Genomic DNA, 26,427 nt, shown 5'->3' with positions numbered 1-26,427 from the left:
GCTTGTCCAGTTTCTTAGTGTACCCGACCCCATGTGAGAGTACTGTCAACTTGCCCTGGATCAGGTCGAGTTCACCGCCGAAGCTTGCTGAGATCGCCAGATCCACCGGAGTCGAAAGCGCCTGCCCCCAAGGCAGCTCAGGCAGCTGCAGTTCATGGAAGAGTTCGCGGATGCCGCTCTGGAAGGCGGAGGAGCCCGTCGAAGTGACCAGTGTCTGGACGCGGAAGTCGTCGTGGAACAGCGGCACCAGATCCATCAGACGGACGGCTGAGGTGACGTTGTGGACCACCAGCAGGACTCGGCGCTGGGTGCTTCGGCTGGTCCACTGACCGGACCCTTCCCCGACCGGTACGCGAATCGCCGGGGATTCTGGCCCCACTCCTGACCTCCTGAACGAGTACGGTGTCGTCGCGCGCACACCCTATCCGCGATCAAGACGTCGCTGTCATGCCACCTGTGTGCTGATTCGAGCCCGGCGACGCGATGGTGCACGCCCTGTTCCAGCTCGGCGGACTCTTCCGGCCGCCCGTCATGGTCGGTCCGCCGGCCTCGGTGGGCGATACCGCGGTGCTACGGGGGAGCCGACCGGTTCTTCAGGCCCGGTCGGCCCTTGGTCCGAGGCTGTCACCGGCCCACGGGATCCCCGTCGGCACCGTCGTTCCGGCTGCGCAGTGCCATGTGGCCACCGTGGTGCAGCGGTGTGCCCAGCCGCACCCGGGTCGCCTCGTGGCCGGTCTCCGCGTCGACGATGTGCACCTCGCCGTGGCCGCCCCGGGTGACGGCGATCCAGTCGGAGCCCGGTGAGGCGGCCACCGCTCGGCGCTGGACGCCTTCCCACGGGGTGCCGCCGCGTCGCGGAGCGCCGTCCATGGCCGGCAGGGGGAAGCGGCGGGCGATGTCGTCGGCGCCCAGGAGGACCAGTTCGTCGCCGGCGGGATGGATGCGGGTGAATGCGGTGTGGCGCCGGGCGAGGGCCAGCCGGAAGACGAGCCCGGGGCCGAGGTCCGTGAGCAGCGTGCGGCCTGTCTCCAGGTCGTGGCGCCATGCCTGGTTGGTCCACTCCGGCCACCGCAGCGGATCCGGGTCACCGCCGCGCAGCGTGGTCCACAACGCCTGCCGACGGGTGTCGAACCGGAGGTACCAGCCCCGGGCGGACGGTCCCCACGGGACGACCGCCTCGGCGACGAGTGTGTCGCCCTTCCTCCGGGCCCGGTGCACTCCCTCGCCCGTGGCCGCGAACACGTGTCCCGAGCCGGGTGCGTGTGCGTCCCCGTGACCGTCGTCCGGCAGCGGCAGGAGCGCGTGAGGGGGGACCGGAGGGCAGCCGGGCGGGGCCGCGAGGAGGTCCGCGAACCGGTGGACGGCCAGCGCACCGGGCTCCCGGTGTCGCAGCACGACCAGCGGGTCGCCGCCGCCCAGGACCGTCACGCCCGGTTCACCGACGCGCGTGCGCACCCGCGCGGCCTCTCCGGTGGCCAGGTCGAGGACCGTCAGCAGATCCGACCACGGCTCGCCGTTCTTGCCCAGGCCGGTGGTCACGGCCAGTCGGCGGCCGGACGGGTCGCAGGCGAGGTGCTCGGCCGGCACGGCGACCGGGACCGTGCGTTCGACGAGCTTCCCGGCGAACGGATCGAGTACCAGCAGTTCCCCCCGGCGGTCGTCGACGCAGGCCACCCGTCCTTCCGGCAGCGCCAGGAACCCGGCGTGCTCGGAGAGATGACGGCCGGTGAGGCGTCCCACGACGGCGCCGTCCGGCACGGTCAGCACATGGACGGATCCGTCCACGTGGTCGGAGACGAGCAGAACGGGTGTGGCAGCGGGCATGGATCCTCCAGGAACCGATCTGATGAAAATGATTATCATGTATCTTCGGTGCGTTCCCGGTCCCTGAGAAGAAGCGAGGGCATCGATGCTGCGCTCACCGTCGAGAATCGTCCGCAGTTGGCTCACCGCAGTGGTGGTGGGTTCCGTCCTGACCGGCTGCGGCTCGTCGTCCGAAGGACCCGCGGGTGGTGAGGCCGAGCCCGCGGCGAGGACCGAGGTCACCGTCGAACCCATCAGAGCGGCCACGGAGTTGACCGACACGAACGGCACCAAGGTCTCTCTGGAGAAGCAACCCGAGCGCATCGTCTGCCTGTTCGCGCTCTGCGACGACATCCTGACCGAACTGGGCATCGTCCCGACGGCCACCAACAGCGCGTTGCTCGCCCATCCGGACTTCCTGGGGAAGGCGAGGGCCGAGGAGGTCGGCGTCGTCCCCGGTGGTTTCATCGCCCCGGAGGTGGAGGCGATCCTCTCCCACAAACCCGACCTCGTGATCGGACTGGGGGACGCCCACGGCAAGCTCGCCCCGGCGCTCGAGGGCGCCACCACGTTCTGGGCCATGCAGCCCGAGACGTGGGAGGACAGCGTGGGGTACCTGCGCGACGTCGCCGCGCTCACCGGCCGCACCGCCGAGGGGGAGAAGGCCGAGAGGGCCTTCCGGACCAAGCTGGCCGCGGCCGAGAAGACCCCGAGCGACAGGACCGCGCTCGTCATCTACGGCAGCGACGAGAACTTCGGCGTCGCGACCCCGGAGGGCGACGTGGCCGCCAGCCTGTTCCCCAGGATCGCCGATTACCCGTGGAAGTCCCGGGGCGTGGAGGGCAGTTACAGTCTCGAGGAGATCCTCGCCCAGGGCGTGGACGTGCTCTTCGTCGAGACCATGAGCTTCGGTGACGCGGACGGCAAGCTCTCGGAGAAGCTGGCCGGGAACCCGCTCTGGGGCAGGATCCCGGCAGTGCGGAACGGCGACGTCCACGAGGTGGACCCGGAGGTCTGGGCCAAGGGGCGCGGCACCCGTTCGCTGGGTATCGTCCTCGACGAGGCCACGGCCGCGCTGCGGTGAGGACGTCCCCGTCGGTGCCCGTGTCGCGCGGCGCGCGGAGGTGGCAACCGCTCCTCGTGGGCGTGCTGCTGGCCGCCTCCTCGGTCTGTCTGCTCAGCCTCGGCACCCCGTACGTTCCCCCGCACCGGCTGGTCGCCGCGGTGTTGGACGGGGACACCACCCTCGCCGGGATCGTCGTCACCGAACTCCGCGTGCCCCGCCTGGTGCTGGCGCTCGTCGCCGGAGCCTGTCTGGGAGCGGCCGGACTGGTGCTCCAGGAGGCGCTGCGCAATCCCCTGGCGGTGCCGGAGATGCTGGGCGTGTCGTCCGGGGCCGCGCTCGGGGTGGCCGCGCCGCTGGTGCTGACCCTGTCCCTGCCCGCCGCCGTCCAGCCCCTGCCGGCCATCGGCGGGGCCGCGCTCGGCGGCGGACTCACGCTCCTCACCGCCGGGCTGGGCCGCAGCCCGTCCGCCGTGCTGCTGACCGGCGCCGCGGTCGCGGCCGCCCTGCAGGCCGCGCTGCTCGTCCTGATGGTCATGGCCGACCAGCTCGACCTCCAGCTCGTCTACCGCTACCTGCTCGGCTCCCTCTCCGCCCGGACCTGGGACGACGTGACGGGCCTGTGGCCGTGGCTGCTCGTCGCGGTGCCCGCCCTCGTGCTGTGCGCGCCGGTGCTGTCGGTGATGCGGCTGGGCGACGAGGACGCCGAGGCGCTGGGCGTGCGCGCTCATCGCGCCCGGCTGGCCGCGCTGGCCATCGCCGTGGCGCTGATCGCCCCGGTGACGGCCGTGTGCGGGCCCGTCGCGTGGGTGGGCTTCCTCGCCCCGCACCTGGCCCGCTGGTTCGACCCTGCGGCGGGGGCGGTGCGATGGCTGCCCTGGTCCGCCGCCTGGGGCGCTGCCGTCGTGACGGTCGCCGATGTCCCGGCCAGACTGGCGCTGGCGCCCGTGGAGACGCCCGCCGGTGCCTGGACGGCCCTGCTGGGGGTGCCGGCCGGGGTCGCGCTGATGCGGTCGGGTGGCCGGGGCCGGGCGCACCGGCGTGGACCGGCCGCTCCGGCTGCTGTGCGCGAGTCACCGCGCGGACCGAGGAGGCCGGTTTCCGGTACGGCGACCGAAGCCCCCCGCACCGGGGCATCGGCCGGCACCCGCCGAGACGACCCCGGGCACGACGGGCCCGTCGGTGCCCGCCCGGCCCCGTCCGGGACGACCGGAACGGAGGACGCGCGGTGACCCGGCGTTTCACGGCGCTCGCGGCACTGGCCGTCGTGTGCGCCGGTGTGGAACTGGTGGCCGGGCGCGGCATGTCCCCGGGCGCGGCCTGGGACGTCCTGAACGGGGGCGGTGACGCGACGGAACACCACATTCTCTTCCACCTGCGCCTGCCCAGGTTGCTGGTGTCCCTCGGGGCGGGCGCGTGCCTGGCGGTGGCGGGGCTGGTCCTGCAGTCCGCCCTGCGCAACCCCCTCGCCGGACCGGAAGTGACGGGGGTGACCCCCGGGGCGGTGCTCGGAGCCGTCACCGCGACGGCCCTGGGAATCGGCGGATGGGACTCTCCCCTGGCCGTGGTCCTCGCCGCCTGCGCGGGTGGGTGTGCCGGAGCGGCGCTCCTGTGGCTGCTCACCGGTCGCGGGCGCGGTGACCCCGCGCAGACCGCCGTGCACGGGGTGCTGGTATCGGCCGTGCTCGGCGGGCTCACCGCCGTGGTGCTGCTCGTGGAGCCGGGCGAACTCGGCGGCGTCGTGCAGTGGCTGGTGGGCACCACCGAGGGCCGGGTGTGGCAGCACTGGCACCTGCTGTGGCCCTGGGCGCTCGTCTGGGGGGCCGCGGCCTGGCTGCTGGCCGGGCCGTTGACCCTGCTGCGCTGCGGGGACGACATCGCCCTGGCCGCCGGCCTCTCCGCTCGCCGGGCCCGGACCCTGGCCCTGCTGTGCGCGGTGGCGCTGACGGCGGGCGCGGTGGCGGCCGTCGGGGCGCTGGGCTTCGTGGGGCTGCTCGTCCCGCACCTGGCCGTGGCCGTCTTCGGCGCGGACCTGCGGACGAGCCTTCCCGGCGCCGCCCTGACGGGCGCGGTCGTGGTGTGCGGGGCGGACGCGGCGGCGCAGCTGTCCTCGCGGCTGCTGGCGGCGGCGCTGGACTCCGGACGGCTCACGCTGCCGGTCGGAGCGCTCACCGCCTGCCTCGGCGCCGCCCTGCTGCTGGTCGTCGTGCGCCGCACGCCGAACCGTTCGTTCTGAAGTCGACGTAAGGACAGAGCATGACCGAGTCCGTGGGGATCCATGTCGAGGGGGTCCGCTTCGGCTACCCCGGACGGCCCGTGCTGCGGGGCGTCGACATGACCGTCCGGCCGGGCGAACTGACCGCCCTCATCGGCCTGAACGGCTGCGGCAAGTCCACCCTGCTGCGGCTGGCCGCCGGGCTGCTGCGACCCGATGAGGGGCGCGTTCGGCTCGGCGGGGACGACCTGGCCCGCCTCTCCAGGCGCGCCACGGCCCGGAGGGTGGCGCTGCTGCACCAGTCCGCCCCCGCCGTCCCGGGCATGACGGTGAGTCACCTCGTCCGTCAGGGGCGGTACGCCGCACGCGGCCCGCTGGGCATGCTGCGGGAGGGCGACGACCCGGTCGTGCGCCGGGCGCTGCGCGACGTCGGGGTGGAGGAGTGGGCCGACCGCGACGTCGACGCGCTGTCGGGCGGCGAGCGGCAACGGGTCCGGCTCGCGATGGCACTCGCCCAGGACACCCGCGTCCTGCTCCTCGACGAGCCGACCACCTACCTCGACCTGCACCACCAGCTCGACGTGCTGCAGTCGGTGGTCCGCCTCCGCGAGGAACGCGGGCTCACCGTGGTGATGGTGCTGCACGACCTGGCCCACGCCGCCCGCTTCGCCGAACGCGTCGTCGCCCTGCGCGACGGCCGCGTGGTGGCCGACGGGGCACCGAAGGAGGTCGTGACACCGGGGCTGCTGGCGGACGTGCTGAAGGTGGCCGGCCGGGTCGGCCGGGACCCCGAGGGGGGCTGGCCGGTGTGTTATCCAGATCACCCTCTTCCCGCTCTAGAATATGAAAATCAGATTCATTAGTGTGGCGTCACGGCGCTCGACCGAACGCCGTATCTCCCCACTGATGAAGGAGAGTTCATGGACGACGAGCAGGTATTCGCGCCGATCGCCGACCCCGGCCAGCTGGCGCACGACTCGGCCTCCCACTCCAACGCCCTCGTCGAGAACCCCTTCGAGGACGCCGAGGAGTAAGCGGGGTCCGGCCACCCTCGTCCGTGGGTCCGCCCGTCGCCTTCCGGGTGGGCCCACTCCCGTCCCAGCCCCCGCCGTCAGGAGGATCACCGTGTCCCACAGCCGACTCGCCCCCGGTGTCGAGGTCGTCACCGTGCCCGGACGAGGGCTCGCCGTCCGTACCCCGGAGGGGGAGTTCCTCGGCGTCAGGACAGGGGACGCGGACGAGGACGTCCTGCTCTCCCTGCTCAGGGGCGAGTCCGCGGCGGCCCCGGTCGGCAGGGAGCTCGAGCGTGTCGTGCGGGCGTTCGAGAAGGCCGGTTATCTGACGGAGGAGCCGCCGCACGCGGAGTGGCCCGCCGCCCGCCGGGACATCAGGATCCTCGGCGACCCGGTCCTGACCGAACCGCTCGCCGGACAACTGGCCGCCCTGGGCGCGCGGCCGCGCACGACTCCGGGAGCGACCGCCTCAGGCAGATCACCGGCGGGTGTCGAGGACCTGCTCGACGGAGAGCCCTCCGCGGTCGTGTGGTGCCTCGACGGGCCCGTGCCGGACGGGCTGTGGGACGCCGCCGACACCTTGGCCGGCCACGGCGTCGCATGGCTGCGCTGCCACCGCGAGGGCCGGCAGGCGTACGTCGAGCCGGTGGCTGCCGCTCCCGGAGACGTCACCTCGGCACACGTCCGCTCCCGTCGGCTCGCCGCCACGCCCGCTCACCGCGAACTGGCCGCCTACTGGGGCGGCCCCCGCACCTTTGGCACGCCGGTCCGGCTCGCCCCTCCCGCCGCCACGCTGCTCGCGGCACTGCTCGCGGACGATCTCCACCGGTGGGCCACCGGCACCCCCGACACGGCCGGCCTCCCCGCCCGGCGCCGGCTCCGACGCGTGGACCTGCGCACGCTGACCGTCACCGAGCACCCCGTCCTCCCGGTGCCCGAGGTCGCACCGCTGCCGAAGCAGGACGGATGACGGCGTTCAGCACGGCGGTGGGGGAACTCGCCACCGACGTCCGCCTCCCGGCCGGCGACGGCCCCTTCCCGGCCGTCCTGGTGCGCACCCCCTACGACCGGACACGGCACCGGGCCGAGGCGCGCGGCTGGGCCCGCCGCGGGTTCGCCGCCGTCGTCCAGGACGTGCGGGGCCGGTTCGCGTCGCCGGGGGAGTGGCACCCGTACGCGGACGAGGCCACCGACGGAGCGGCGGCCGTCCGCTGGATCCGGCGGCGGCCGTGGAGCGACGGCCGCCTGGTGGCCGCCGGCGCCTCCTACGCGGCCCACTGCGCCCTCGTCCTCGCCCTCGACGCGTCCGAGGACGCCCGGCCGGACGCCGTCGTCGCCGCCGTGCCCGCCCTCGGCCCCGCGGAGACCGCACGCGAGGCGTCCGGCGCGGAGCGGCTGCTGTCCCGCGCCGGATGGTGGGCCGCCCACGGCGACCGGCGGGACTCCGACGAGAGCGCGCTGGACAAGGCCCTCGCCGCGGACCCCGGACTCCTCACCCACCTGCCGCTCACCGGCCTCCCCGAACGGCTGGGCCGCGACCTGCCCTCCTGGGCGGACCTGTGGCGGCACCGCGACCGCGGCCGCCTCCTCGCGCGGGCGGCCCACGCCACCGTGCCCCTGCTCACGGTGGGCGGCCACCACGACCACTTCACCGAGGAGACCGTCGCCCTGTGGCGCACCTGGGGCGGACCCTCCGCCCGGATGCTGCTGGGCCCCTGGGGGCATGGCCTCGGCACCACGCCCGGACCCGGCGCCGGCCCGGCCCACCGGGTGAACCTCGGCGAGCTGTACGTGCGCTGGGCCCGCCGCGCCCTGACCGGCGCGCTCGCCCCCGGCCGCCGCGGCGCACAGGCACTGGGCGGCGCGGACCTGTGGCTGTCCGCCGACGCGAACGGTGAACCGCGTGCACGACGGCCGCGACTGCTGCACGGGTCGGCCTTCACCGCCGACCCCGGCCGGCCCGCCCGCTCCGACGACCTGACCGTCCCCGTCGACGGCCCGCCCGACCGCTGCCTGCTGGCCACCCCGCCGCTGCCACGCCCGCTCGACGTGGTCGGTCCCGTGAGCGTCCGGCTGCGGGCCACCGCCCACACGCCGTCCGCCGACTGGGCCGCCCGGCTCGTCGCGCTCACGCCGGAAGGGACCGCCGAGCGGCTCGCCGCCGGCATCGTCCGGCGTGCCGGACCGGCCGGCCGGGAAGCCGCGTTCACCGTCGGCCTCGGCAGGCTCGCGCGTCGGCTCCGGGCCGGCACCCGGCTGCGCCTGGAGATCGCCGGACACCACTTCCCGGCCCACGCCCGCAACCCCCACACCGGCGACGACCCGGTGACGGCCGACCGGCTGCTCGCCTCCCGGCGCGAGGTCGATCCGGACAGCGTGGTGCTGGACCTGCCCGTGCTCCCGACCCGCCCCACCCCCACCGACCCCGCCGAGGAGATCCTGCGATGACGACGCTGCCGCTGGAAGCACTCGTCGACCCCGTCTGCGGCATCGTCCGCAAGGTCAAGCCCGTCGAGCACCCCACGGGCGCCCCACCCCGCTACACCGCGCTCACCGCCGAGATCTCCGACGCCCGCAGACTCGGACCGTGGCCCGCCGACCGGGTCTCCCTCGGCACGACCTTCGGCGACCCCGGGCAGGCCCGCGTCGCCGCGATAGCCGAGGGGATGGAGCGGTACTGCGGCAACCGCGTGCCGCCGCCCGGCCATCCCCACGCCCCCGTGCGCGCGACCGCCGCCGCACTGGCCGAGAAGGGACTGCGGCTCTACGGCCCCGGCGACCTGCCCGCGTACGCCGACTGGCAGTACGCCCGGGAGAAGTTCCCCTACCGCCCCCTCGGCCCCGACACCCCGGCCCTGTGGACGCGCGGCACCGAACTGCTGCCCGGCGGACGGACGACGGAGGTCTGGGCACCCGTCGCGCTCACCCACCTCAACTGGCGCCAGGGCGGACTGCGCGAACTGCCCCGCACCCACCACCTCAACTACGCGGGGATCGCCGCCGGACAGGGCCTCGACGACGCCGTCGAACGCGGCCTGCTGGAGACCGTCGAACGCGACGCCCTGGAACTGTGGTGGCACCTGGACGGCCCGGCCCGGGGCATCGACCCGGCGAGCGTGCCCGGCCTCGCCGACGACCTGGCCGGCTCCGCGCTCGACGTCCACCTCGTCGAGATGCCCTCGGAGTTCGCCCCCTGCGTGGCCGCGCTCGTCCACGACCCGCGCCTGGGCCTGTACGCCGCCGGGTTCGCCTGCAAGCACGACCCGGCCGAGGCCGCCCGCAAGGCCGTTCTCGAAGCCGTCCACACCTGGGTCTTCACCCAGGGCCTGACCGACCCCGACGGCTGGGTGTTCCAGGCCGTCGAAGCCGGGCTGCTCGCCCGCGGGCTCTACCTGGAGCACCGCGCCGACCGCCGCTACCTCGACGCGTGCGGCGAGCGGTTCGAGCACGTGCGGGACCTGGGAGCGCACGTGCAGGTGTGGCTGGACGAGCGGATGGCGGCCGAGTCCCGGCGCTTCACCGCACCCTCGCTCGGGACCGTGTCCGTCGACGAGGTCGAGCCCGGCGGCCGGGAACGGCTGGAGAGCGCGCTGCGCGCGGGCGGCCACCGCGTCATGACCTTCGACCTCACCACCGAGGACGTGGCCGAGACACCCCTGCGCGTCGCCCGGGTCCTCGTCTCCGGACTCCTGCCCAACGCCCCCGCCGCCTTCGGCTACTTCGGCTGCCCCCGCCTCGCCGGGGCCGCCGTCGCCCGCGGCTGGCGCACCACCCCGCCGAGCGCGCCGGAGGACTTCACGCTGGCGCCTCCGCCGCACATGTGAGGGCCGCCGTGGAAGACCTCCGCGAGGACCGGCCGGTGGACCTCGTCACCGCCCTCGCCCGCGCCCGCTCCCCGGAGCGCCCCGGCCCCGGCACGCCCGCCGGAACGGCCGTCCGCACCTGGCCGGGGCCGCCGCTCCCGATCCCGGAGGCAGGCCCGGCGGACCTCGATCTGCGGACCCTGCTGCGTCTCTCCCTGGCGGCCTCGGACGACTCCGGACGCCTCCGGCCGGCGCCCTCCGCCGGCGCGCTGCACCCGGTGGACGCCGAACTGGTCGTGGGCGCCGGCTGCTCCCTGCCGCCCGGCCGCTACGGCTACGACCCGCTGCGCCACCACGTCCACCGCATCGGCCGTTCACCCGACGGCACGCCGCCGGGCGTGACGGCCGGACTCTCCGTCACCGCGCGGCGCACGGTGTCCCACTACGGCCACCGTGCCTGGCCCCTGTTGCTGCTGGACACCGGGCACGCCGCCGCGGCGCTGGTCCTCGCGGCCCGCGCCCTGGGCGCGGCCGAGCCCAGGGTACGGCTGGACGGACTCACCGACACCCCCCTGGCCGCCGTGCACGTCCCGCCCCCCGGCGGGCGGAGCCCGCTGCACCCGGCCGGCAGCGCCCGTGTCCCGGGGCTGACGGAAGGCCCGCCCACGTCCGCGGAGCTGCTGGCGCGCCGCAGCGCCCCGCCGCCGTTGCCGGGCGCCCCCTCCCCGGACGCCCTGCGGGCGGTCCTCACCACCGCCGTACGGGCCGGCGCCGGAGACCTGCGCTGGTGCGCCGCGCTCGGCCCGCCCCGGCCCGGCCTCGTGGAACTGGCCGCCGACGGAACGACCCTGCGGCCGTACGCGACGGGAGAGGCCCGCCCGACGCTCGCGCACTGGGCCGCGGGCCAGGCGTGGGTCGCGGACGCGGGCGCCGTCCTGCTCGCCCACGGCTGCCCCGCCGACGCCGACGCCCCGCACATCCGCCGCGCCCACCTGCGGGCCGGCTTCGCCGTCCACCTGGCCCAGGTCACCGCCCGGCGCCACGGGCTGGCCGCCCGGCCCGTCGGCTCCTGGCAGCAGGCGGACCTCGGCGCCGCGCTCGGCGCCGCGCGGGGCCGGGACTGGATCGTCCACGCCCTGGCCCTCGGCACCCGCCACGCCGACGAGGAGAACACCACGTGATCGTCCACCCCGAGCTGCGCCGCGCCGCCCGGCGCGCCCGGTGCCCCCTGCTCACGGCCACCCTCCTGCAGGGCGCCGTCACCCTCACCCACCTGGCGCAGGCCGCGCTGCTGGCCCTGGCGCTCGCGGACCTGGCCCGCGGTGAGACCGGCCGGCTTCCGTGGCTGCTGGCCGCGGTGCTCGCCGTCGTCGCCGCCCGTGCCGGGCTCGCCGTGGGGCAGCGGCGCACCGCCACCCGTGCCGGAGCCCGGGTCAGGACGGCTCTGAGGGACGAACTCCTGTCCCGCCTGGGCCGGTCGGGGCCCGCGCACCTGACCGCCGCGCGGGCCGGTGCCGTCCGCACCACCCTCGTCGACGGGGTGGAGGGCGTCGACGCCTACGTCTCCCGCTACCTGCCCCAGCTCCTGGTCACCCTCACCGTGCCGCCCCTGGTACTGGCCGCCCTGGCCCTGGTCGAACCGTGGGCCCTCCTCGGGCTCGTCCCCGCCCTGCTCCTGGCGCTGGCCGGGCCGCGCGCCTGGGACCGGGCCCTCGCCACCCGCGGCAAGGAGCACTGGGACACGTACGAAGGACTGGGGGCCGACTACCTGGAGGCCCTCCAGGGCATGCCCGCCCTGCGCGCCGCCGGCGCGGTCGGCCGCACCCGCGCACGCCTGGAGGAGCGGTCCGCTGCGCTGCACCGCGCGACCGTCGCCAAACTGCGGGTGTCCCTGGTCGACACCGGCATCACCGACCTCGCCGTCCAGGGCGGCACCGCCACCGCGGCCCTGCTGGCGTGCCGGTCGGCCGTCACCGGTTCCGCCACGGCGACCGCCACCTACCTGGCGCTGCTGCTGGCCTCCGAGTGCTTCCGGCCGGTCCGCGACCTGGCCCGCGAGTGGCACGCCGGATACCTGGGCGCCTCGGCCGCGGACGGGCTCGCGGCCCTGCGCACGGCCGAGCCGGCCGTCCCCGACACCGGAACGGCACCCGCGCACTGGCCGACACCGCCCGAACTGCGCTTTCACGACGTCCGGTTCACCTATGACGGCGCACCGACGCCCGCCCTGGACGGCGTCTCCTTCACCGCGCGGGCGGGACGGACGACCGCGATCGTCGGCCCCTCCGGCGCGGGCAAGTCCACCCTGCTGGCCCTGCTCCTGCGCCACCACGACCCGCAGGAGGGCCGGATCGTCCTCGACGGGCGCCCCACGACCGCGTACGCACTCGACTCACTGCGGAGGGGCATCGCCGTCGTCTCGCAGGACACGTACCTCTTCCACGCCACCATCGCCGACAACCTGCGCCTGGCCCGGCCGGACGCCACCGACGACGACCTGACCCGGGCCGCGCGCGCCGCCGGCGTCCACGACGAGATCACCGCCCTCCCCGACGGCTACGCCACCCTCCTCGGCGAACGCGGCGCCACCCTCTCGGGCGGCCAGCGCCAGCGGCTCGCCCTCGCGCGGGCCCTGCTGGCCGACGCCCCGGTCCTCGTCCTCGACGAAGCCACCAGCGCGGTCGACGAACGCCGCGAGGCGGACATCGTCCGCGAACTGCTGAACGCCGCCGCCGGCGGGCGCACCGTGCTGCTGGTCGCCCACCGGCTCGCCGCCGTCCGGCACGCCGACCGCATCGTCGTCCTCGACGCGGGACGGGTGGACGCCGTCGGCGAGCACGCCGACCTGGCCGGAGCCGGCGGCGTCTACACACGGCTCGTCGAAGCCGGCCGCGCCCACCGAGGAGAACTCGCCGCATGAGCACCGCCACCACCGGCACCGCAGCCACCGACGCGGACGTACCCGCGCGAGGCGCACTGCGTGCCCTCCTCCCCGCCCTCTCCTCACACCGCGCCATGACGGCCCGCACCTGCGCCGCCGCCCTCCTCGAACAGGGTTCCCTCGTCGCACTGCTGACCCTGGCCGCGCACACCGTGGGCACCGCCGTCATCGAAGGACGCGCGCCCGCGGCCGGCACCGTCACCGCGCTCGCCGTCCTCGTCCTCGTACGCGCCCTGACGACCTGGCGGGAGATGGACCTCTCGCACGACCTGGCCTACCGGGTGCTCGCCGCACTGCGGGTACGCGTCTTCGACGGGCTCGCCCGCAGCGCGCCCGCCCGGGTCGCGGGCCGGCGCAGCGGCGACCTCGCCGCCACCGCCATGGCCGACGTGGAGGCGCTGGAGTTCTTCTACGCCCACACCACCGCCCAACTGCTGGCGGCGGGCACGGTCCTCACCGGCGGCACCGTGGTCCTCGCCGCGGTCGAGCCGTGGCTGCTGACGGCCGTGCTGCCGGTCGCGGCCCTGCTCGCGGCGGTGCCCTTCGCCGACGCACGCGCCCGCGCGGCGCGCGGCAGCCGCACCCGCACGGCCATGGCGAGGCTGTCGGCCGACACGGTGGAGGCCGTCGACGGGCTGCGCGAACTGCTCGCCTTCGACGCTCTGGGGGAACGCCGCCGCAAGCTCGCCGAGCGGGGACGGCAGGTGGGCGAGGCCCAGCGCGCCGAGGCCACGGGGGAGGCGGTCGCCGCCGCGGTCCGCGACCTCCTCATCGTGGCCGCGGTCCTCGGCACGGTCGCCGCGGCGGCGCAGTCCGTGACCTCCGGACGGCTGCACGGCGCATGGGCCCCGGCGGCGATGGCCCTCGCCCTGTCCGTCCTCGGCCCGGTCGCGGAATCGGCCCGCGCACTGAGCCAGGCCGTGGCGCTGCGCACCGCCGCCGCCCGCGTCGGCGCGGCCGTCGACGCACCCGCCCTCGCCCCGCCGCCCGCCGCGCCCCGCGCCCTGCCGCCCGGCCCGCTGGGCGTCCGGCTGCACCGGGTGCGGTTCGACTACGGCGGCGGGCCCGTGCTGGACGGCGTCGACCTGACCGTCCGCCCGGGGCGGACACTCGCGCTGGTCGGAGCCTCCGGCGCCGGCAAGTCGACCTGCGCCCACCTGCTGGCCCGGTTCTGGGACCCGTCCGCCGGCACCGTCCAGCTGGTGCCCGTCCACGGCGACCCCGTGGACGTGCGGGAGGTGAGCGACGCGGAACTGCGGCGCGCGGTCGTCCTCGTGGGACAGGAGACACCCCTCTTCCACGGCACCCTGGCCGAGAACCTGCGGCTCGCCGCGCCCGAGGCGGACGACGGCCTGCTCGCCACGGTGGCGCGGCTGTGCGGCGTCGACCGGATCGCACCGATGGACACCCTCGTGGGGGAGCGCGGCGCGACGCTCTCGGGGGGTCAGCGGGCCCGCGTCGCCCTCGCCCGCGCCCTGCTGGTCCGCCCGAGAGTCCTGGTCCTCGACGAGTCCACCGCCCACCTGGACAACACCGGCGACGCCCAACTCGCCGACGCGCTGCGGGAGGAGGGGCGCACCACGATCGTCATCGCCCACCGGCCGGCCACCATCCGCCGCGCCGACCGCATCGCCGTCCTCGAGAAGGGCCGCATCACGGAAGAGGGGACCTGGGAGGAACTCACCGGCCGCCCCGACAGCGCGCTCAACCGCATACTCACCACCACCCCGCCCTGAGCCCGGGCGTCGGGACGGCGATCCCGCCGGTGAGCCGTCGGGCCGTGAAGGGGTCATGGTCGCGGACCGGACGGCGGTGGAGCAGCAGCCGACCGCAGGTCCGCTCGACCGCCCGGTGTCTCGGGAACGGGACGGAACCCTCGGTGCCGTCGGGGAGCGGTTCAGCCGCCCTGGCCGGCGCTTCCGATCGGGCCGACCTTCACCGAGGAGCCGGAACCGTCCGTGACGGGCAGCGTGGCGGCGCCCGGCCAGTCGAGGGAGACCGACTTCGTCTCGTCCGGCGGGGTCACCACCAGGCCCGTGATGCGGACACCGGAACCGCCCGAGTCGTTGAGCGGGTAGGTGAGGGAGAAGGCCACCGACTCGCCGTCCTTGAGGACGGTCGAGGCCGGCTGCTCGCCGGTGCGCTTCGCGGACAGTTCTCCCGCGCTGGTCTTCAGGTCGACACCCGCGTAACCCGAGATCGCGCAGTCCCGGCCGCCGCCGTTCGTGAACTCCACCGCGACGAAGCCGTACGGGTCGCCGTCGCTGGTGTGGTCCACCGCCTTGACCTCGAGTTCGTCGGTGCGGCACTTGCCGATCTTGCCGTTCTCGTTGGTGCCGGTTCCGGCGACCGAGCCCTGCCCCTCGTTCGAGCCCTGTCCCTCGTTCGAGCTCTTCCCCGCGGAAGAGCCCCCCGCGGTGTCCCGGGCCGAGCCGTCCGAGCCCGAGCCGCCCGAGCCGGAACCGCCGTTCGAAGAGGTCGCGGTGGACGCGGCGGACGAGTTGCTGCTCTGCCCCGTGGCGTCATCGTCGTTCTGGCAGGCCGTGAGCGAGAGACCCGCGACAACGGCAAGGGCTGCGACAGTGATCTTGTTAACGCGCATCGTGCGCTCCTCGGTATCGGTTCGGGTGCCGGCCCGTCGGTACGAGCGAGCCTTTCCGGACATCAGGAGTCGCCCGGCCCCGTCCGCCGTTCCCTCCAACCGCCCGCTACGACATGCCTGTTACACACAAGATCGGGAACCGTGCACATCGCCACCGGGCGCACGCCCGTCCGCACCGCGCCGTTCCTCCGGCGCTCATGACGCCGTCGGGCAGGAGAGACAAGGACCGCACCCGGAGCGCTCCACCGCACCGGGCCACGCCGCCGATCCGGCCGGAACGCCGGTTCCCGCATCGTTCCGCGCCGTGTCCGTGGCCGTACCCGCCGGGACAGAACCGTTACCCGGCGGATCTTGACAGCAACCGGCATGCGTCGGCAGCGCGGACCGGGCGAAGCCCGTCCGGACGCCCGCCCCGCGTCACGCGGGTGTGAAGCGTACCGGTGTCCCCACCGCGGCCTGGGCCGCCGCGGCGAGGGCCGGTTCGGTGACGACCGCGATCACCGGGTAACCGCCTGTCGTCGGATGGTCGCGCAGGAACACCACGGGACGTCCGTCCGGCGGGACCTGGACGGCCCCGAGGACCATGCCCTCGCTGGGCAGTTCGCCCGCCGACGCCCGTTGCAGCGCGGGCCCCTCGGTGCGCAGGCCGATGCGATTGCTGTGCGGGGAGACACGGTACGTCGCCGACGTGAAGGCGTGCAGCGCGGCCGCGGTGAACCAGTCGGCGCGGGGGCCGTAGCGCACCGGGAGGACCAGTTCGGCGGGCGGACCCGGCCAGGGGGCGGTGACGGGCGGTGCCGGCCGGGCGGGCGTGCCCACCGGGAGGACGTCCCCGTCGCGCAGTGGTGCCGGGCCCAGCCCGGAGAGCAGGTCCGTGGAGCGGCTGCCGAGGACCGGTTCGACGGCGATGCCTCCGCAGACCGCCACGTACGAGCGCACGCCCGCGGTCACCGCCCCCACGTCCAGGACGGCGCCCGCCGGCACCCGCACCGGCGCGCCCCAGGCCACCGGCCGCCGGTCCACCGTCACCGGGCAGGGCGCGCCGCCGACCACGACGGTGACGGCACGGTCGGGCCGCACGGCGCAGCCGGTCAGGGTGGTCTCCAGGACGGCGGCGTCGGCGTCGTTGCCGGCCAGCCGGTTGGCGAGCCGCATCGCGGGCGCGTCCAGCGCGCCGGAGCGGGGAACCCCCAGGTGGGCGTGGCCGCGTCGGCCCGCGTCCTGCACCGTGGTCAGGGCACCGGCGCGCACGGCCGTGAGCGTGGCGTTCATGCCGCGTCCTCCGCCGCCACGAAACGCACCCGGGTGCCCGGTGCGAGGAGCGCCGCCCGTTCCCTCGCGGGGTCCCACAGGAGACCCGGGTCCGGCACGGTGCCGATCAGCTGCCAGCCGCCGGGGGTGGAGCGGGGGTAGACCGCGCTGTAGGGACCGGCGAGCGCGACCGCTCCGGCCGGGACCCGGGTCCGCGGTGTGGCCCGGCGGGGCACGTGCAACTCCGGGGGCAGTCCGGTGAGATAGCCGAAGCCCGGCGCGAAACCGCAGAACGCGACACGGTACGTACGGGAGGAATGGAGGGCCGCCACCTCGTGCGGTGCGACCCCCCACAGGGCCGCCACGTCGGACAGGTCGGGGCCGTCGTAGCGCACGGCGATGTCCACGACGGCCCCGTCGTCCGCGGCACCCGCCGGGACCTCCCAGCCCGCGAGCCGGCGGGCCAGCGCCTCGGGGTCTCGCACTCCGTCCAGGAGCACGGTCCGCGCCCCCGGCACGATCTCCTCCACCGGCGGCAGGGTCCCCGCCGCGCGCCGCCGCAGCAGTTCGGCGTGGAAGGCCGCGGTCCGCTCGGCGTCGGGCAGTTCGACGAGAAGTGCGTGCCGCCCGGCGGGACGGGCCGTGAGCAGCGGGTTCCGGGTCATGCGAACGCCCCGACCCCGACCCCGGCCGCCTCCAGCGCCTCGCGCACCCGCGCCGCGATCCGGGCCGCGCCCGGGGTGTCGCCGTGCACGCACAGGGAACGGGCGGCGACCGCGACGGTCGTGCCGTCCACCGCCTCGACCGCGCCGTCCACCGCGAACGCCAGCGCCCGCCGTACCACCGCGTCCCCGTCCGTCACCACGGAGTTCGGCTCGCGGCGCGGGACGAGTGTGCCCTCGGGGGTGTAGGCGCGGTCCGCGAAGGCCTCGGGCACGGCGATGAGGCCGGCGTCCTCGGCGGCGGCGAGCAGGCGCGAGCCCGGCAGGCCGAGCACCGGCAGGGCGCCGCCCGCCAGCCGCACGCCCTCCACCACGGCGCCGGCCTGCCCGGGGTCGTGGACGGTGCGGTTGTAGAGCGCGCCGTGCGGCTTCACGTAGGCCACCTCCGCACCGGCGGCCTCGGCGAAGACCCGCAGCGCGCCGATCTGGTACGCCACCTCGGCCGCGAGTTCACCGGCGGGTACGTCCATGGTGCGCCGTCCGAAGCCGGCCAGGTCGCGGTACGACACCTGGGCCCCGATGCGCACCCCGCGCTCGGCGGCGAGGTCGCAGACGCGCCGCATCACCGAGGGGTCGCCGGCGTGGAAACCGCAGGCGACGTTGGCGCTGGTGACGACGGAGAGCAGGGCGTCGTCGTCGGTGAGGGTCCAGCGGCCGAAGCCCTCGCCGAGGTCTGCGTTGAGGTCGATCACCCTTCGAACGTAATGGATTGTTGAACGATTCGACAAGAGGTGGACGGTGGGCGCGCCCGCGGCCCGCGGACCGCCGAAGCACCGGCTCCGGAGCTCCGGGTCCGCATCCCGCCCCGGACGGCTCTCCAGCCATCTCGTCCTTGACTGGAGCGGACTCAAGTTTTATTCAGGACTGTAGGTGAGCGAGTCGGAAATCGCAGCTCGTCGCATGTCCGGAGGTGGCCGGGAATGCAAGGGCGGGACCGGGACCCGGACGTGTACGCGGTACTCGGGGCGGAGCCCTCGACGGCAGCGGAGGCGATCACCTCGGCCTACCGCGCCCGGGTGTGGGACCCGCGCCCCGGCACCCGCGTGGACGCGGTCACCGCCGCACGGTTCGGCGAGTCCCGGACGGCGTACGAGACACCGCGTGATCCCGCGCTGCGGGCGGCCCACGACCACGGCCGCGGGCACGGGCGGGAGCCCGCGGCCGGCCGGCCCGGCCCCGCCCGTGCGGTACGCCGTGGTGCTCGGGGCCGCCCGCCCGGAGCCGCCGCTGCGCGCGGGGCCCGTCCGGTGGGCTCCCCGCCGCTGAGGCGAGAGCCGGGCGGAGGAGGAAGGAGAGAGCGCAGATGACACGTGCGGTCGGTATCGACCTCGGTACGACGAACTCGGTGGTCTCGGTCCTGGAGGGCGGCGAGCCCACCGTCATCACCAACACGGAGGGCGCGCGCACCACACCGTCGGTGGTGGCCTTCGCCAAGAACGGCGAGGTCCTGGTCGGCGAGGTCGCCAAGCGGCAGGCCGTGACGAACGTGGAGCGCACCGCCCGCTCGGTCAAGCGGTACGTGGGCGACCACGGCTGGCGGTTCCCCGAGCACGGCGACATCGACGGCAAGCGGTACACCGCGCAGGAGATCTCCGCACGCGTGCTGCAGAAGCTGAAGCGGGACGCGGAGGCGTATCTCGGCGAGGACGTCACCGACGCGGTGATCACCGTGCCGGCGTACTTCGACGACGCCCAGCGCCAGGCGACCAAGGAGGCCGGTGAGATCGCGGGCCTGAACGTCCTGCGGATCATCAACGAGCCGACCGCGGCGGCGCTGGCGTACGGCCTCGACAAGGAGAACGACCAGACGGTCCTCGTCTTCGACCTGGGCGGTGGCACCTTCGACGTCTCCCTGCTGGAGATGGGCGAGGGCGTCATCGAGGTGAAGGCCACCAACGGCGACACCCGTCTCGGCGGTGACGACTGGGACCAGCGGATCGTCGACCACCTGGTCAAGCAGTTCAAGAACCACTACGGCGTGGACCTGTCCAGGGACAAGATGGCCGTGCAGCGGCTGCGGGAGGCGGCGGAGAAGGCGAAGGTCGAACTGTCGTCGTCCACCGAGACGACCATCAACCTGCCCTACGTCACCGCGTCCGCCGAGGGTCCGCTGCACCTGGACGAGAAGCTCACCCGCGCCCAGCTCCAGCAGCTGACCGCCGACCTGCTGGAGCGCTGCAAGGCCCCGTTCCACAACGCGGTCAAGGACGCCGGGATCAAGGTCTCGGACATCGACCACGTGGTCCTGGTCGGCGGCTCGACCCGGATGCCGGCGGTGACGGAGCTGGTGAGGGAGCTGACCGGCAAGGAGCCGCACAAGGGCGTCAACCCCGACGAGGTGGTGGCCGTCGGCGCCTCGCTGCAGGCCGGTGTCCTCAAGGGCGAGGTCAAGGACGTCCTGCTGCTGGACGTCACCCCGCTGTCGCTGGGCATCGAGACCAAGGGCGGCGTCATGACCAAGCTGATCGAGCGCAACACCACGATCCCCACGAGGCGTTCGGAGATCTTCACCACCGCCGAGGACAACCAGCCCTCGGTGAGCGTGCAGGTCTACCAGGGCGAGCGGGAGATCGCGGCGTACAACAAGAAGCTCGGCATGTTCGAGCTGACCGGTCTGCCGCCGGCGCCGCGCGGGGTGCCGCAGATCGAGGTCGCCTTCGACATCGACGCCAACGGCATCATGCACGTCTCCGCCAAGGACCTGGGCACCGGCAAGGAGCAGAAGATGACCGTGACCGGCGGCTCGGCGCTGCCCAAGGACGACATCGACCGCATGGTGCGGGAGGCCGAGCAGCACGCGGAGGAGGACCGCCTGCGGCGTGAGGCGGCGGAGACCCGCAACCAGGGCGAGCAACTGGTCTACTCCACCGAGAAGCTCCTCGGGGACAACGCCGCGCAGATCCCGGCGGACGCCAGGTCCGAGACGGAAACGGCGCTGGCAGACCTGAAGGAGAAGCTGAAGGGCGAGGACACGACGGCGATCCGGCAGGCGATCGACCGTACGGCGCAGGCCGCGCAGAAGATCGGCACGGCCCTGTACGACAGGTCGCGGACGGAGCAGTCCACCGGTGCGTCCACGGGCGGCGGCCCGGCCGAGGACGACGTGGTGGACGCCGAGATCGTCGACGACGACAAGCCGGAGGCCGGCCGACGATGACCGGGGGCGGGGCGCGGAACACCGAACCGGAACAGCTGCGGCGCCTCGTGGAGGAGCGGACCGCCGACCTGCTGAGGGTGAAGGCCGAGTACGACAACTACCGCAAGCGGGTACGGCGGGACCGCCTGGCCGTGCGCGAGATCGCCGTGGCCAACGTGCTGCGGGCGCTGCTGCCCGTACTGGACGCCGTGGACCGGGCGTGGGAGCACGAGCCGCACACGCCCGGCCTGACGGGCATCGCCGACAGCCTGCGGGAACAGCTCGGCTCGCTGGGCGTCTCGTCGTTCGGCGAGGTGGGCGATCCGTTCGACCCGGCGTGCCACGACGCCCTGACGCACCGCGTCCGTGCCGACGTGGACCGCCTGGTGTGCTCGGCGGTCCTCAGGCCCGGCTACCGTCTGGGCGACCACCTGGTGCGTCCGGCCCAGGTGGAGGTCACCGGGCCGGCTCCGCCCGCGGACGACCCGCGCACAGGGGGCCGAGGTGCATCGCGGGCCTCCGCCCCGACGGGCAGGCCGCCCCTGCCCCTCGCGCGGAACTGACCGCGTCACCGCGCGTGCGCGGCGTCACCCGTCGCCGGGGCGGAAGGCGGTTCGCCGTTCCCCGTCTCGCGGAGCTGGTCGGTGTGGCGGGTGAGGGTGTCGATGCGGGCGGCCAGTTCCGAGTGGTCGGCGGTGAGGTGGTCGCGGGCGCCGGCCAGCGGGCCGAGGAGGCCGGCGGCGTCGTCGTGGCCCAGGGCTTGTACGAGGGGGGTGCGGGCTTCGGTGGGCAGGCCGGTGAGGGCGGTGATCTGGCCGGCGAGTTGTCGCAGGTCGGCGGCGTTGCCACGGGCCCAGGCGGTGACGGCGCGGTCGGCGGCGCGGCGGTCCCGGGTGGCTTGGACGCGTTGCTCGCCGGTGGTGCCGGGGGCTCCGGGGCGCAGGCGCAGGTAGCGGCGTTCGGCGGCCTGGCGGCTGGCGACACCGAGGGGGTGGGCGAGGTCGGCCCAGCTGGCGCCTGCTTCGCGGGCGGTTTCGATCAGCGCCGTCTCCCACTGCGCGAGCCGGGTGCGCACCTCGCGCAGGAGGAGCAGCGCGGCCAGGGCCTGCTCGGAGCTGACCTCGGTGGCGGGCTGCTCGGCGGGCCGGGAAGTCTGTGCGCTGTTGACCGCCTCCTCGATCGCCGCGAGCGCTGCCTGGGCAGCGGGGAAGGAGGCGGGCTGGGGAGGGGAGTGCTGGGGGTCCGCGGTCATGGTCACCTCCGCTCGGTCGGGTCACCTCATGCCGTCCGGCCTTGTCACCGGTTGGATGACGGACTCACTTGTCATCGTTCGGATGACATGCTACAAGAAATACAGGAAGCAGCGCATGAGCGGATTGCTCGGACTGGAGGTGTTTCCCGATGCTGATGCGCACCGATCCCTTCCGTGAGTTCGACCGGCTCACCCAGCAGCTGTTCGGCAATGCGTCCGGCACCTGGTCGCGTCCGACGGCGATGCCCATGGACGCCTACCGCGAGGGCGACGCGTACGTGATCGCCCTGGACCTGCCCGGTGTCGACCCGGACGCGATCGACATCGACGTCGAACGGAACATGCTGACCGTCAAGGCCGAACGCCGTCCCGTCGCCAGGGGCGACGACGTCCAGATGGAGCTCTCGGAACGCCCCCTGGGTGTCTTCTCCCGTCAGGTGATGCTGGCGGACACCCTCGACACCGAGCACATCGGCGCGGACTACGAGGCGGGCGTCCTCACACTGCGCATCCCGATCGCCGAGCGGGCCAAGCCCCGCAAGATCACCATCGGCGGCGGCGCGGACCGCAAGGAGATCTCCGGCTGAGCCGGAGACGGCAGCGACAGGTGACGGAGGGCGGCCGCCGTCCCGACGGCGCGCCCTCCGCCCGCGGGCACCCATCGTCCGGGGCAAGGAGGATCCCGATGGCCATGCACTGGGACGTGTTCCTCGACCAGGTACAAGAACGCGGCCAGTACGAGACGCGTGCGGAAGCGGACCGTGCCGCGCGCACCGTGCTGGCACTCCTGGGCGCGCACCTGGTGGGCGAGGTGCGCGCCGAGCTGGCCGCCAGGCTTCCGGAGACCTTCGCCCTGATCCTCCTCAACCCGCTGCAGGCCGCCGAGCCGCTGTCCGCGGACCGGTTCGTGCGGGCCACCGCGGCGTGGATCGAGGGCGCCACCGAGAAGACCGCGGCCTGGGACGTCGGCGCCGTGCTCAGCGTGGCTGCCGACGCGGCGGGCGAGGAGCTGACCCGCCGCATCCTGCTGCAGCTCCCGCCCGGATACGACCTGCTCCTCGGCCGGCCGCAGGACACCACGATCGGGCATCCCCCGAACACCCGGTGACCGGCGCGCGTCCGTGTCCGCGGACCCCGGTCGGCCGCATCAGACCATCCCACGAGCGAGAAAGGCCTCATTCACCGATGCAGACCACGACGGCCCCGACGACGGTCACCACCATCCCGGCCATGTCGTACGGCCAGATGCTGGAGCAGGTCCGCTACAACGGCGCCTATGCCACCCGGGAGCGGGCCGAACAGGTCGTCCACGCCGTCCTGTCCGCCCTCGGCCGTCGCGTCACCGGAGAGGAGCGCGTCGAGCTGGCCGCCCGCCTTCCCCGCGAAGCGGCCCGGATCTTCGCCGCACAGATCCCCGGGGCCGACGAGATGACCGGCTGGGCCTTCGTCAGGGACCTCGCCACCCGTACGGGGGGCAGTCTGGCCACCACCCGCTGGGACGTCGGCTCCGTCCTGGGCGTCGTCGCCCGCCTGGCCGGTCCCGACCTGCTCGACCGCCTCCTCGCCCAGCTCCCCTCCGGCTACGCGATCCTCTTCGGCCGCGCGGAACTCATCCAGGCGGCCTGACCCCGGTGGGTTCAGGCGTCGGCCCTGTCGCGGGGACCGGCGGGGCGGCGCCGCAGTTCCTCGTTGATGCGGCGGGCCTCTTCGAGCTGGTCCTCCAGGATGATGATGCGGCAGGCCGCCTCGACGGAGGTGCCCTGGTCGACGAGTTCGCGGGCGCGGGCGGCGATGCGCAGCTGGTAACGGGAGTAGCGGCGATGGCCGCCCTCGGAACGTAGGGGTGTGATCAGCCGGGCTTCGCCGATGGCGCGCAGGAAGGCGGGTGTGGTGCCGAGCATCTCGGCCGCCCGCCCCATGGTGAAGGCGGGGTAGTCGTCGTCGTCGATACGGCCGAGCGGGGTGTCTGCGGTCATCTGCACCTCTGGTCGATACGTGTGTCGGGAGAACCGGGAGAACCCGGGAAAACGTCGAGGGGCCTTGGTGCCGTCCGGCACCAAGGCCCCGAGGGATTTGCAACACCATCTGCCGGCCTACTGCGGTGCCGGCCTTCTGTTTCCGCACCGGCCCCCGTCGGGGGGCGGGAAGTGCGGGGATCGCGGATGCGTGACCGTGGGACCACCTTCCGTTCCGGGGCCTGCGGTACCCGGGCGTACCGTTCTCGCCCGGGCGATCCTGATGGCGTCCGCCTCCTTCTCGCGTTTCACCGACTTTCTGGCTGTGTCACGACGGTAACCCCGCCGACGGCCGTATGTCTACACCGCCCACGATAGATTTTGCTTCAAACGGGTGGGCGATTTCCTGTCACCACGCTTCCCGGTGCGTGGTTCGTCATCGCTTCCCGGGGAACCGCGGATCGTCCCGGAGCCGCTCGGTATTGAGGTCGTCGACCGCGCCCCGGGCGTCCCCGACCGTGGCGTAGTCCACGGCGACGAAGTTGACCGGCCTGCCTCGCCGTCGCTCGCAGTCGTGCGCCCGTTCCAGCACGCGCTGCCGGGAGTTGACCGTACCGGCGTCCAGCCGCCGGCCGCCGCCGGCCGTGACGAAGTGGTTGAGCAGGAACAGCCGCTTGTCCGTGCCGCCCCGGTTGGGCAGACAGGTCATCGCGTCGGGGCTGCTGAAGGCGAACGGCGTCTCCATGCCGTACCGGTAGAAGTTCCGGTACCACGGGGCGGGACCGTCCGCCTTCTCCGCGAACACCACCAGACGCCGACCGCTGTCGATCATGTCCTTCAGTTTCGGCCACGGGCGCTCCGGATCCTTGGCCGGCACGTACAGCAGGTCCGCGAGTCCGGCCTGCTCGAAGGCGCGCCGGGTGGCCTCGGCGTCGACTCCGTCCTGCAGGATCAGGGTGACGATCTCCGAGGGGTGCGCGCGCAGCCAGTAGCCGATCTGACGCACCGTGGGCGTGAGTTCCAGCGCCCCCGCGCCGCACACCGAGTGACACAGCCACAGGCCCGGGTGGGGCGGATTCACCCGCTCCAGAATCCGGGTGAGCCGCCGGCGCAGCTCCGGGGAGAACTCGGAGGTGCTCAGCCGGTCCGCCACCTCCTCGGGGCGCTCCCAGCGGTGGGTGTCGACGAGGAGGGCGCGCACCCCGGCGTCCAACTGGCCGACGAGGTCGGGATCCTGGAGGGGGCCGATGAAGCGGTCCGCCGTCGTGGCCATGGCGTTGTGCGCCGCGAGCTGGGCGATCTCGTCGTAGCGGGCGTCGCACAGCTCGACACCGCCCTGGCAGATCCGCGGGGAGGGGCCCGTCAGCGCCACGGGGGCGAACACCGTCCCGGCCAGCGCGCACGCCGACACGACGAAGGTCAGCGCCGGCCCGTGCCGCGGATCGGTGAACACGGGCACCGTCGGCCTGGTCTGCCAGACCCAGCCGACGGTGATCAGCAGCGCTCCCGCGGCGAGCAGGATCACGGCGACGACGGTGGCCGTGGTCAGCAGCCGGTCGAGAGCGGTGGCCTGGACGTCGGCGAGGAGACGGGCGGCCGTCGGAGGCCACGACGGCGGTGCCCTGAAGAGCGCCTCGCCCGGCGCGAGCCGCAGGAGGAACACCGCCAGCGCCGTGAGCGAAGCGGCGGCGGCCAGTACCCAGCCCAGCGGCATCAGCCGCCGCTTGACGGGGGACGGCGTGGAGAACCACAGCAGCGAGAGCGCGGCCGCGCACAGGAGCGCGGCGGTCGGCTCCACGACCTCCTGGAACAGCCGTGTGACCGCGCGCGCCCGGTGCACCGGGGCCAGCTCGTCGCGGGACGGATCGAGGCGCACGGTGATGACCCACGTGCCGTCGCGCGCCTCCCGCAGCAGTTCGGCCGCGGTCGTCCGCACCTGGTCCGTCAGGGCGACCGGCGTGAGGGCGGCCAGGGCCGCGGCCACGTCGCCCCGGTCCAGCGCGGTCTCCACGGTGGGCGCGACGCCGGCGCGCTCGCCCTCCGGTACCAGCCGCAGCAGCGCCTGGGTGGCCGCGACGGCCTGGTCGTGGGAGAGCGGCAGCGTCGGCAGGTTCTCGAGCGGGGCCTCGCCCGCGATCACCTGTGCGGCCACGTCGGACAGGCGTTGCACGAAAGCCTGGAAATCGGGCTCGGCGCGCTGCTGCAGGGCGGCGACGGCATCACCGAAGTACGCCCGGCTGAGCCTCTCGAGGTTCGCGACGACGGGTTCGAGGTCCACGGTGACACGCAGTTCGTCGCGGTCGCCCTCCAGGTAGTGGATCACCTCGGCGATCTGCCGGTCGCCCATGGTCCGCAGCGTCTCCGGCGGGATCACGACCTTGATGTTCGAGGTGATGGTGGACTGCGGAACGGGCAGCCGGTCCAGCAGTTCCTGGGTGAGCGGCGTGCTGTGCGGATCGACCAGCACCTCGTCGTAGAACCGCTGGTAGGCGTGCTCGTCCTCGAGCACCCGGCCGTAGAAGGAGGGATCGAGCACGGTGCTCCGCACGACGGCGGCCGCGGCCAGGACGGTCAGGTTCAGCACGGCCACGGTCCAGACCAGCGCATGGACCCACGCCGAGCGGCGAACCAGTCCTTCCATGGCCCCATTCTCGTCCCCGCGGCCGGTCCG

24 protein-coding genes and 1 pseudogene are annotated in these 26,427 nt (G+C 74.4%); 16 read left to right on the top strand and 9 right to left on the bottom strand.

Annotated features, from left to right (window positions below):
• Both ACIRFH_RS09095 and ACIRFH_RS09090 read right to left on the bottom strand, forming a co-directional pair.
• A pseudogene (locus tag ACIRFH_RS09095) lies at positions 1 to 289 on the bottom strand (hypothetical protein); the annotation flags it as partial.
• A 335-nt stretch (positions 290 to 624) separates the two neighbouring features.
• Positions 625 to 1,824, bottom strand: coding sequence for a YncE family protein (locus ACIRFH_RS09090; protein WP_403518380.1), 1,200 nt, complete (start codon positions 1,822 to 1,824; stop codon positions 625 to 627).
• A gap of 85 nt (positions 1,825 to 1,909) precedes the next feature.
• On the opposite strand from ACIRFH_RS09090, the gene ACIRFH_RS09085 reads away from it, so the two are divergent.
• The 11 genes from ACIRFH_RS09085 (at position 1,910) to ACIRFH_RS09035 (ending at position 14,574) form a co-directional block, all read left to right on the top strand.
• Entirely contained in the window at positions 1,910 to 2,887 is a 978-nt protein-coding gene (locus tag ACIRFH_RS09085) for an ABC transporter substrate-binding protein (protein WP_403518378.1), read from the top strand.
• A gap of 68 nt (positions 2,888 to 2,955) precedes the next feature.
• Positions 2,956 to 4,098: an iron chelate uptake ABC transporter family permease subunit gene (locus tag ACIRFH_RS09080; protein ID WP_403518695.1), complete on the top strand. Its 1,143-nt coding sequence runs from the start codon at positions 2,956 to 2,958 to the stop codon at positions 4,096 to 4,098.
• Positions 4,095 to 5,102, top strand: a complete 1,008-nt coding sequence (locus ACIRFH_RS09075; RefSeq protein ID WP_403518376.1) for a FecCD family ABC transporter permease — start codon at positions 4,095 to 4,097, stop codon at positions 5,100 to 5,102. The genes ACIRFH_RS09080 and ACIRFH_RS09075 overlap by 4 nt, the downstream gene beginning before the upstream one ends.
• A 20-nt stretch (positions 5,103 to 5,122) precedes the next feature.
• Entirely contained in the window at positions 5,123 to 5,944 is an 822-nt protein-coding gene (locus tag ACIRFH_RS09070) for an ABC transporter ATP-binding protein (RefSeq protein WP_403518374.1), read from the top strand.
• 57 nt (positions 5,945 to 6,001) lie between these two features.
• Positions 6,002 to 6,115, top strand: a complete 114-nt coding sequence (gene amiA / locus ACIRFH_RS09065; protein ID WP_403518372.1) for a streptamidine family RiPP — start codon at positions 6,002 to 6,004, stop codon at positions 6,113 to 6,115.
• 91 nt (positions 6,116 to 6,206) lie between these two features.
• Positions 6,207 to 7,064: a hypothetical protein gene (locus ACIRFH_RS09060; RefSeq protein WP_403518371.1), complete on the top strand. Its 858-nt coding sequence runs from the start codon at positions 6,207 to 6,209 to the stop codon at positions 7,062 to 7,064.
• On the top strand, positions 7,061 to 8,542 hold the full coding sequence (locus ACIRFH_RS09055) for a CocE/NonD family hydrolase (protein WP_403518369.1): 1,482 nt from the start codon (positions 7,061 to 7,063) through the stop codon (positions 8,540 to 8,542). Before ACIRFH_RS09060 ends, ACIRFH_RS09055 begins: the two co-directional genes overlap by 4 nt.
• Positions 8,539 to 9,918 carry a YcaO-like family protein gene (locus ACIRFH_RS09050; protein ID WP_403518367.1) on the top strand — a complete coding sequence of 460 codons (1,380 nt, stop codon included), beginning with the start codon at positions 8,539 to 8,541 and terminating at the stop codon, positions 9,916 to 9,918. The genes ACIRFH_RS09055 and ACIRFH_RS09050 overlap by 4 nt, the downstream gene beginning before the upstream one ends.
• A gap of 8 nt (positions 9,919 to 9,926) precedes the next feature.
• Positions 9,927 to 11,078 (top strand): SagB/ThcOx family dehydrogenase, encoded by a 1,152-nt coding sequence (locus ACIRFH_RS09045; RefSeq protein WP_403518365.1) that lies wholly within the window; start codon positions 9,927 to 9,929, stop codon positions 11,076 to 11,078.
• Positions 11,075 to 12,817, top strand: a complete 1,743-nt coding sequence (locus ACIRFH_RS09040; RefSeq protein WP_403518363.1) for an ABC transporter ATP-binding protein/permease — start codon at positions 11,075 to 11,077, stop codon at positions 12,815 to 12,817. Before ACIRFH_RS09045 ends, ACIRFH_RS09040 begins: the two co-directional genes overlap by 4 nt.
• Positions 12,814 to 14,574, top strand: coding sequence for an ABC transporter ATP-binding protein (locus tag ACIRFH_RS09035; protein ID WP_403518361.1), 1,761 nt, complete (start codon positions 12,814 to 12,816; stop codon positions 14,572 to 14,574). The genes ACIRFH_RS09040 and ACIRFH_RS09035 overlap by 4 nt, the downstream gene beginning before the upstream one ends.
• Before the next feature lie 161 nt (positions 14,575 to 14,735).
• Here the strand turns inward: ACIRFH_RS09035 and ACIRFH_RS09030 are convergent, their stop codons facing one another.
• The 4 genes from ACIRFH_RS09030 to ACIRFH_RS09015 form a co-directional block, all read right to left on the bottom strand.
• Complete coding sequence (locus ACIRFH_RS09030) at positions 14,736 to 15,440, bottom strand: DUF4232 domain-containing protein (RefSeq protein WP_403518359.1); 705 nt, start codon at positions 15,438 to 15,440, stop codon at positions 14,736 to 14,738.
• 417 nt (positions 15,441 to 15,857) lie between these two features.
• Positions 15,858 to 16,712, bottom strand: a complete 855-nt coding sequence (locus tag ACIRFH_RS09025) for a biotin-dependent carboxyltransferase family protein (RefSeq protein WP_403518357.1) — start codon at positions 16,710 to 16,712, stop codon at positions 15,858 to 15,860.
• Entirely contained in the window at positions 16,709 to 17,356 is a 648-nt protein-coding gene (locus ACIRFH_RS09020) for an allophanate hydrolase subunit 1 (protein WP_403518356.1), read from the bottom strand. The genes ACIRFH_RS09025 and ACIRFH_RS09020 overlap by 4 nt, the downstream gene beginning before the upstream one ends.
• Complete coding sequence (locus tag ACIRFH_RS09015) at positions 17,353 to 18,105, bottom strand: LamB/YcsF family protein (protein ID WP_403518354.1); 753 nt, start codon at positions 18,103 to 18,105, stop codon at positions 17,353 to 17,355. The genes ACIRFH_RS09020 and ACIRFH_RS09015 overlap by 4 nt, the downstream gene beginning before the upstream one ends.
• Positions 18,106 to 18,716: 611 nt before the next feature.
• Between ACIRFH_RS09015 and dnaK the strand changes: the two genes are divergently transcribed.
• The gene (gene dnaK / locus ACIRFH_RS09010; RefSeq protein ID WP_403518352.1) at positions 18,717 to 20,570 is read left to right on the top strand and encodes a molecular chaperone DnaK; all 1,854 of its coding nucleotides are present in this window, start codon (positions 18,717 to 18,719) and stop codon (positions 20,568 to 20,570) included.
• The gene (gene grpE, locus ACIRFH_RS09005) at positions 20,567 to 21,112 is read left to right on the top strand and encodes a nucleotide exchange factor GrpE (RefSeq protein WP_403518350.1); all 546 of its coding nucleotides are present in this window, start codon (positions 20,567 to 20,569) and stop codon (positions 21,110 to 21,112) included. Before dnaK ends, grpE begins: the two co-directional genes overlap by 4 nt.
• A gap of 5 nt (positions 21,113 to 21,117) precedes the next feature.
• On the opposite strand, the gene ACIRFH_RS09000 is transcribed toward grpE, so the two are convergent.
• Complete coding sequence (locus ACIRFH_RS09000; protein ID WP_403518349.1) at positions 21,118 to 21,801, bottom strand: type III effector protein; 684 nt, start codon at positions 21,799 to 21,801, stop codon at positions 21,118 to 21,120.
• A 149-nt stretch (positions 21,802 to 21,950) separates the two neighbouring features.
• Between ACIRFH_RS09000 and ACIRFH_RS08995 the strand changes: the two genes are divergently transcribed.
• From ACIRFH_RS08995 to ACIRFH_RS08985, 3 genes are all read left to right on the top strand, one after another.
• Entirely contained in the window at positions 21,951 to 22,388 is a 438-nt protein-coding gene (locus tag ACIRFH_RS08995) for an Hsp20/alpha crystallin family protein (RefSeq protein WP_403518347.1), read from the top strand.
• Between the two features lie 98 nt (positions 22,389 to 22,486).
• Positions 22,487 to 22,909, top strand: coding sequence for a DUF2267 domain-containing protein (locus ACIRFH_RS08990; RefSeq protein WP_403518345.1), 423 nt, complete (start codon positions 22,487 to 22,489; stop codon positions 22,907 to 22,909).
• 77 nt (positions 22,910 to 22,986) lie between these two features.
• Positions 22,987 to 23,427 (top strand): DUF2267 domain-containing protein, encoded by a 441-nt coding sequence (locus ACIRFH_RS08985; RefSeq protein WP_403518343.1) that lies wholly within the window; start codon positions 22,987 to 22,989, stop codon positions 23,425 to 23,427.
• A gap of 11 nt (positions 23,428 to 23,438) precedes the next feature.
• On the opposite strand, the gene ACIRFH_RS08980 is transcribed toward ACIRFH_RS08985, so the two are convergent.
• Both ACIRFH_RS08980 and ACIRFH_RS08975 read right to left on the bottom strand, forming a co-directional pair.
• Positions 23,439 to 23,777 carry a MerR family transcriptional regulator gene (locus tag ACIRFH_RS08980; protein ID WP_403518341.1) on the bottom strand — a complete coding sequence of 113 codons (339 nt, stop codon included), beginning with the start codon at positions 23,775 to 23,777 and terminating at the stop codon, positions 23,439 to 23,441.
• A 415-nt stretch (positions 23,778 to 24,192) separates the two neighbouring features.
• A complete protein-coding gene (locus tag ACIRFH_RS08975) occupies positions 24,193 to 26,397 on the bottom strand; it encodes a PI-PLC domain-containing protein (RefSeq protein ID WP_403518338.1) in 2,205 nt (734 codons plus the stop codon).
• Positions 26,398 to 26,427: the final 30 nt, after the last annotated feature.

The sequence above is a fragment of the Streptomyces sp. NPDC093586 genome (assembly GCF_044764905.1).
Lineage (GTDB): Bacteria > Actinomycetota > Actinomycetes > Streptomycetales > Streptomycetaceae > Streptomyces.
The sequence above is the reverse complement of the archived record's forward strand: the minus strand, read 5'-3'. Positions and strand labels throughout refer to the sequence as shown.

What these genes read in the sequence shown, in the direction of transcription:
- ACIRFH_RS09090 (WP_403518380.1), bottom strand. Translation starts at nt 1,824, where the DNA reads ATGCCCGCTGCCACACCCGTTCTGCTCGTCTCCGACCACGTGGACGGA.
- ACIRFH_RS09085 (WP_403518378.1), top strand. Translation starts at nt 1,910, where the DNA reads ATGCTGCGCTCACCGTCGAGAATCGTCCGCAGTTGGCTCACCGCAGTG.
- ACIRFH_RS09070 (WP_403518374.1), top strand. Translation starts at nt 5,123, where the DNA reads ATGACCGAGTCCGTGGGGATCCATGTCGAGGGGGTCCGCTTCGGCTAC.
- amiA (WP_403518372.1), top strand. Translation starts at nt 6,002, where the DNA reads ATGGACGACGAGCAGGTATTCGCGCCGATCGCCGACCCCGGCCAGCTG.
- ACIRFH_RS09055 (WP_403518369.1), top strand. Translation starts at nt 7,061, where the DNA reads ATGACGGCGTTCAGCACGGCGGTGGGGGAACTCGCCACCGACGTCCGC.
- ACIRFH_RS09050 (WP_403518367.1), top strand. Translation starts at nt 8,539, where the DNA reads ATGACGACGCTGCCGCTGGAAGCACTCGTCGACCCCGTCTGCGGCATC.
- ACIRFH_RS09035 (WP_403518361.1), top strand. Translation starts at nt 12,814, where the DNA reads ATGAGCACCGCCACCACCGGCACCGCAGCCACCGACGCGGACGTACCC.
- ACIRFH_RS09030 (WP_403518359.1), bottom strand. Translation starts at nt 15,440, where the DNA reads ATGCGCGTTAACAAGATCACTGTCGCAGCCCTTGCCGTTGTCGCGGGT.
- ACIRFH_RS09025 (WP_403518357.1), bottom strand. Translation starts at nt 16,712, where the DNA reads ATGAACGCCACGCTCACGGCCGTGCGCGCCGGTGCCCTGACCACGGTG.
- ACIRFH_RS09020 (WP_403518356.1), bottom strand. Translation starts at nt 17,356, where the DNA reads ATGACCCGGAACCCGCTGCTCACGGCCCGTCCCGCCGGGCGGCACGCA.
- dnaK (WP_403518352.1), top strand. Translation starts at nt 18,717, where the DNA reads ATGACACGTGCGGTCGGTATCGACCTCGGTACGACGAACTCGGTGGTC.
- grpE (WP_403518350.1), top strand. Translation starts at nt 20,567, where the DNA reads ATGACCGGGGGCGGGGCGCGGAACACCGAACCGGAACAGCTGCGGCGC.
- ACIRFH_RS09000 (WP_403518349.1), bottom strand. Translation starts at nt 21,801, where the DNA reads ATGACCGCGGACCCCCAGCACTCCCCTCCCCAGCCCGCCTCCTTCCCC.
- ACIRFH_RS08995 (WP_403518347.1), top strand. Translation starts at nt 21,951, where the DNA reads ATGCTGATGCGCACCGATCCCTTCCGTGAGTTCGACCGGCTCACCCAG.
- ACIRFH_RS08990 (WP_403518345.1), top strand. Translation starts at nt 22,487, where the DNA reads ATGGCCATGCACTGGGACGTGTTCCTCGACCAGGTACAAGAACGCGGC.
- ACIRFH_RS08985 (WP_403518343.1), top strand. Translation starts at nt 22,987, where the DNA reads ATGCAGACCACGACGGCCCCGACGACGGTCACCACCATCCCGGCCATG.
- ACIRFH_RS08980 (WP_403518341.1), bottom strand. Translation starts at nt 23,777, where the DNA reads ATGACCGCAGACACCCCGCTCGGCCGTATCGACGACGACGACTACCCC.
- ACIRFH_RS08975 (WP_403518338.1), bottom strand. Translation starts at nt 26,397, where the DNA reads ATGGAAGGACTGGTTCGCCGCTCGGCGTGGGTCCATGCGCTGGTCTGG.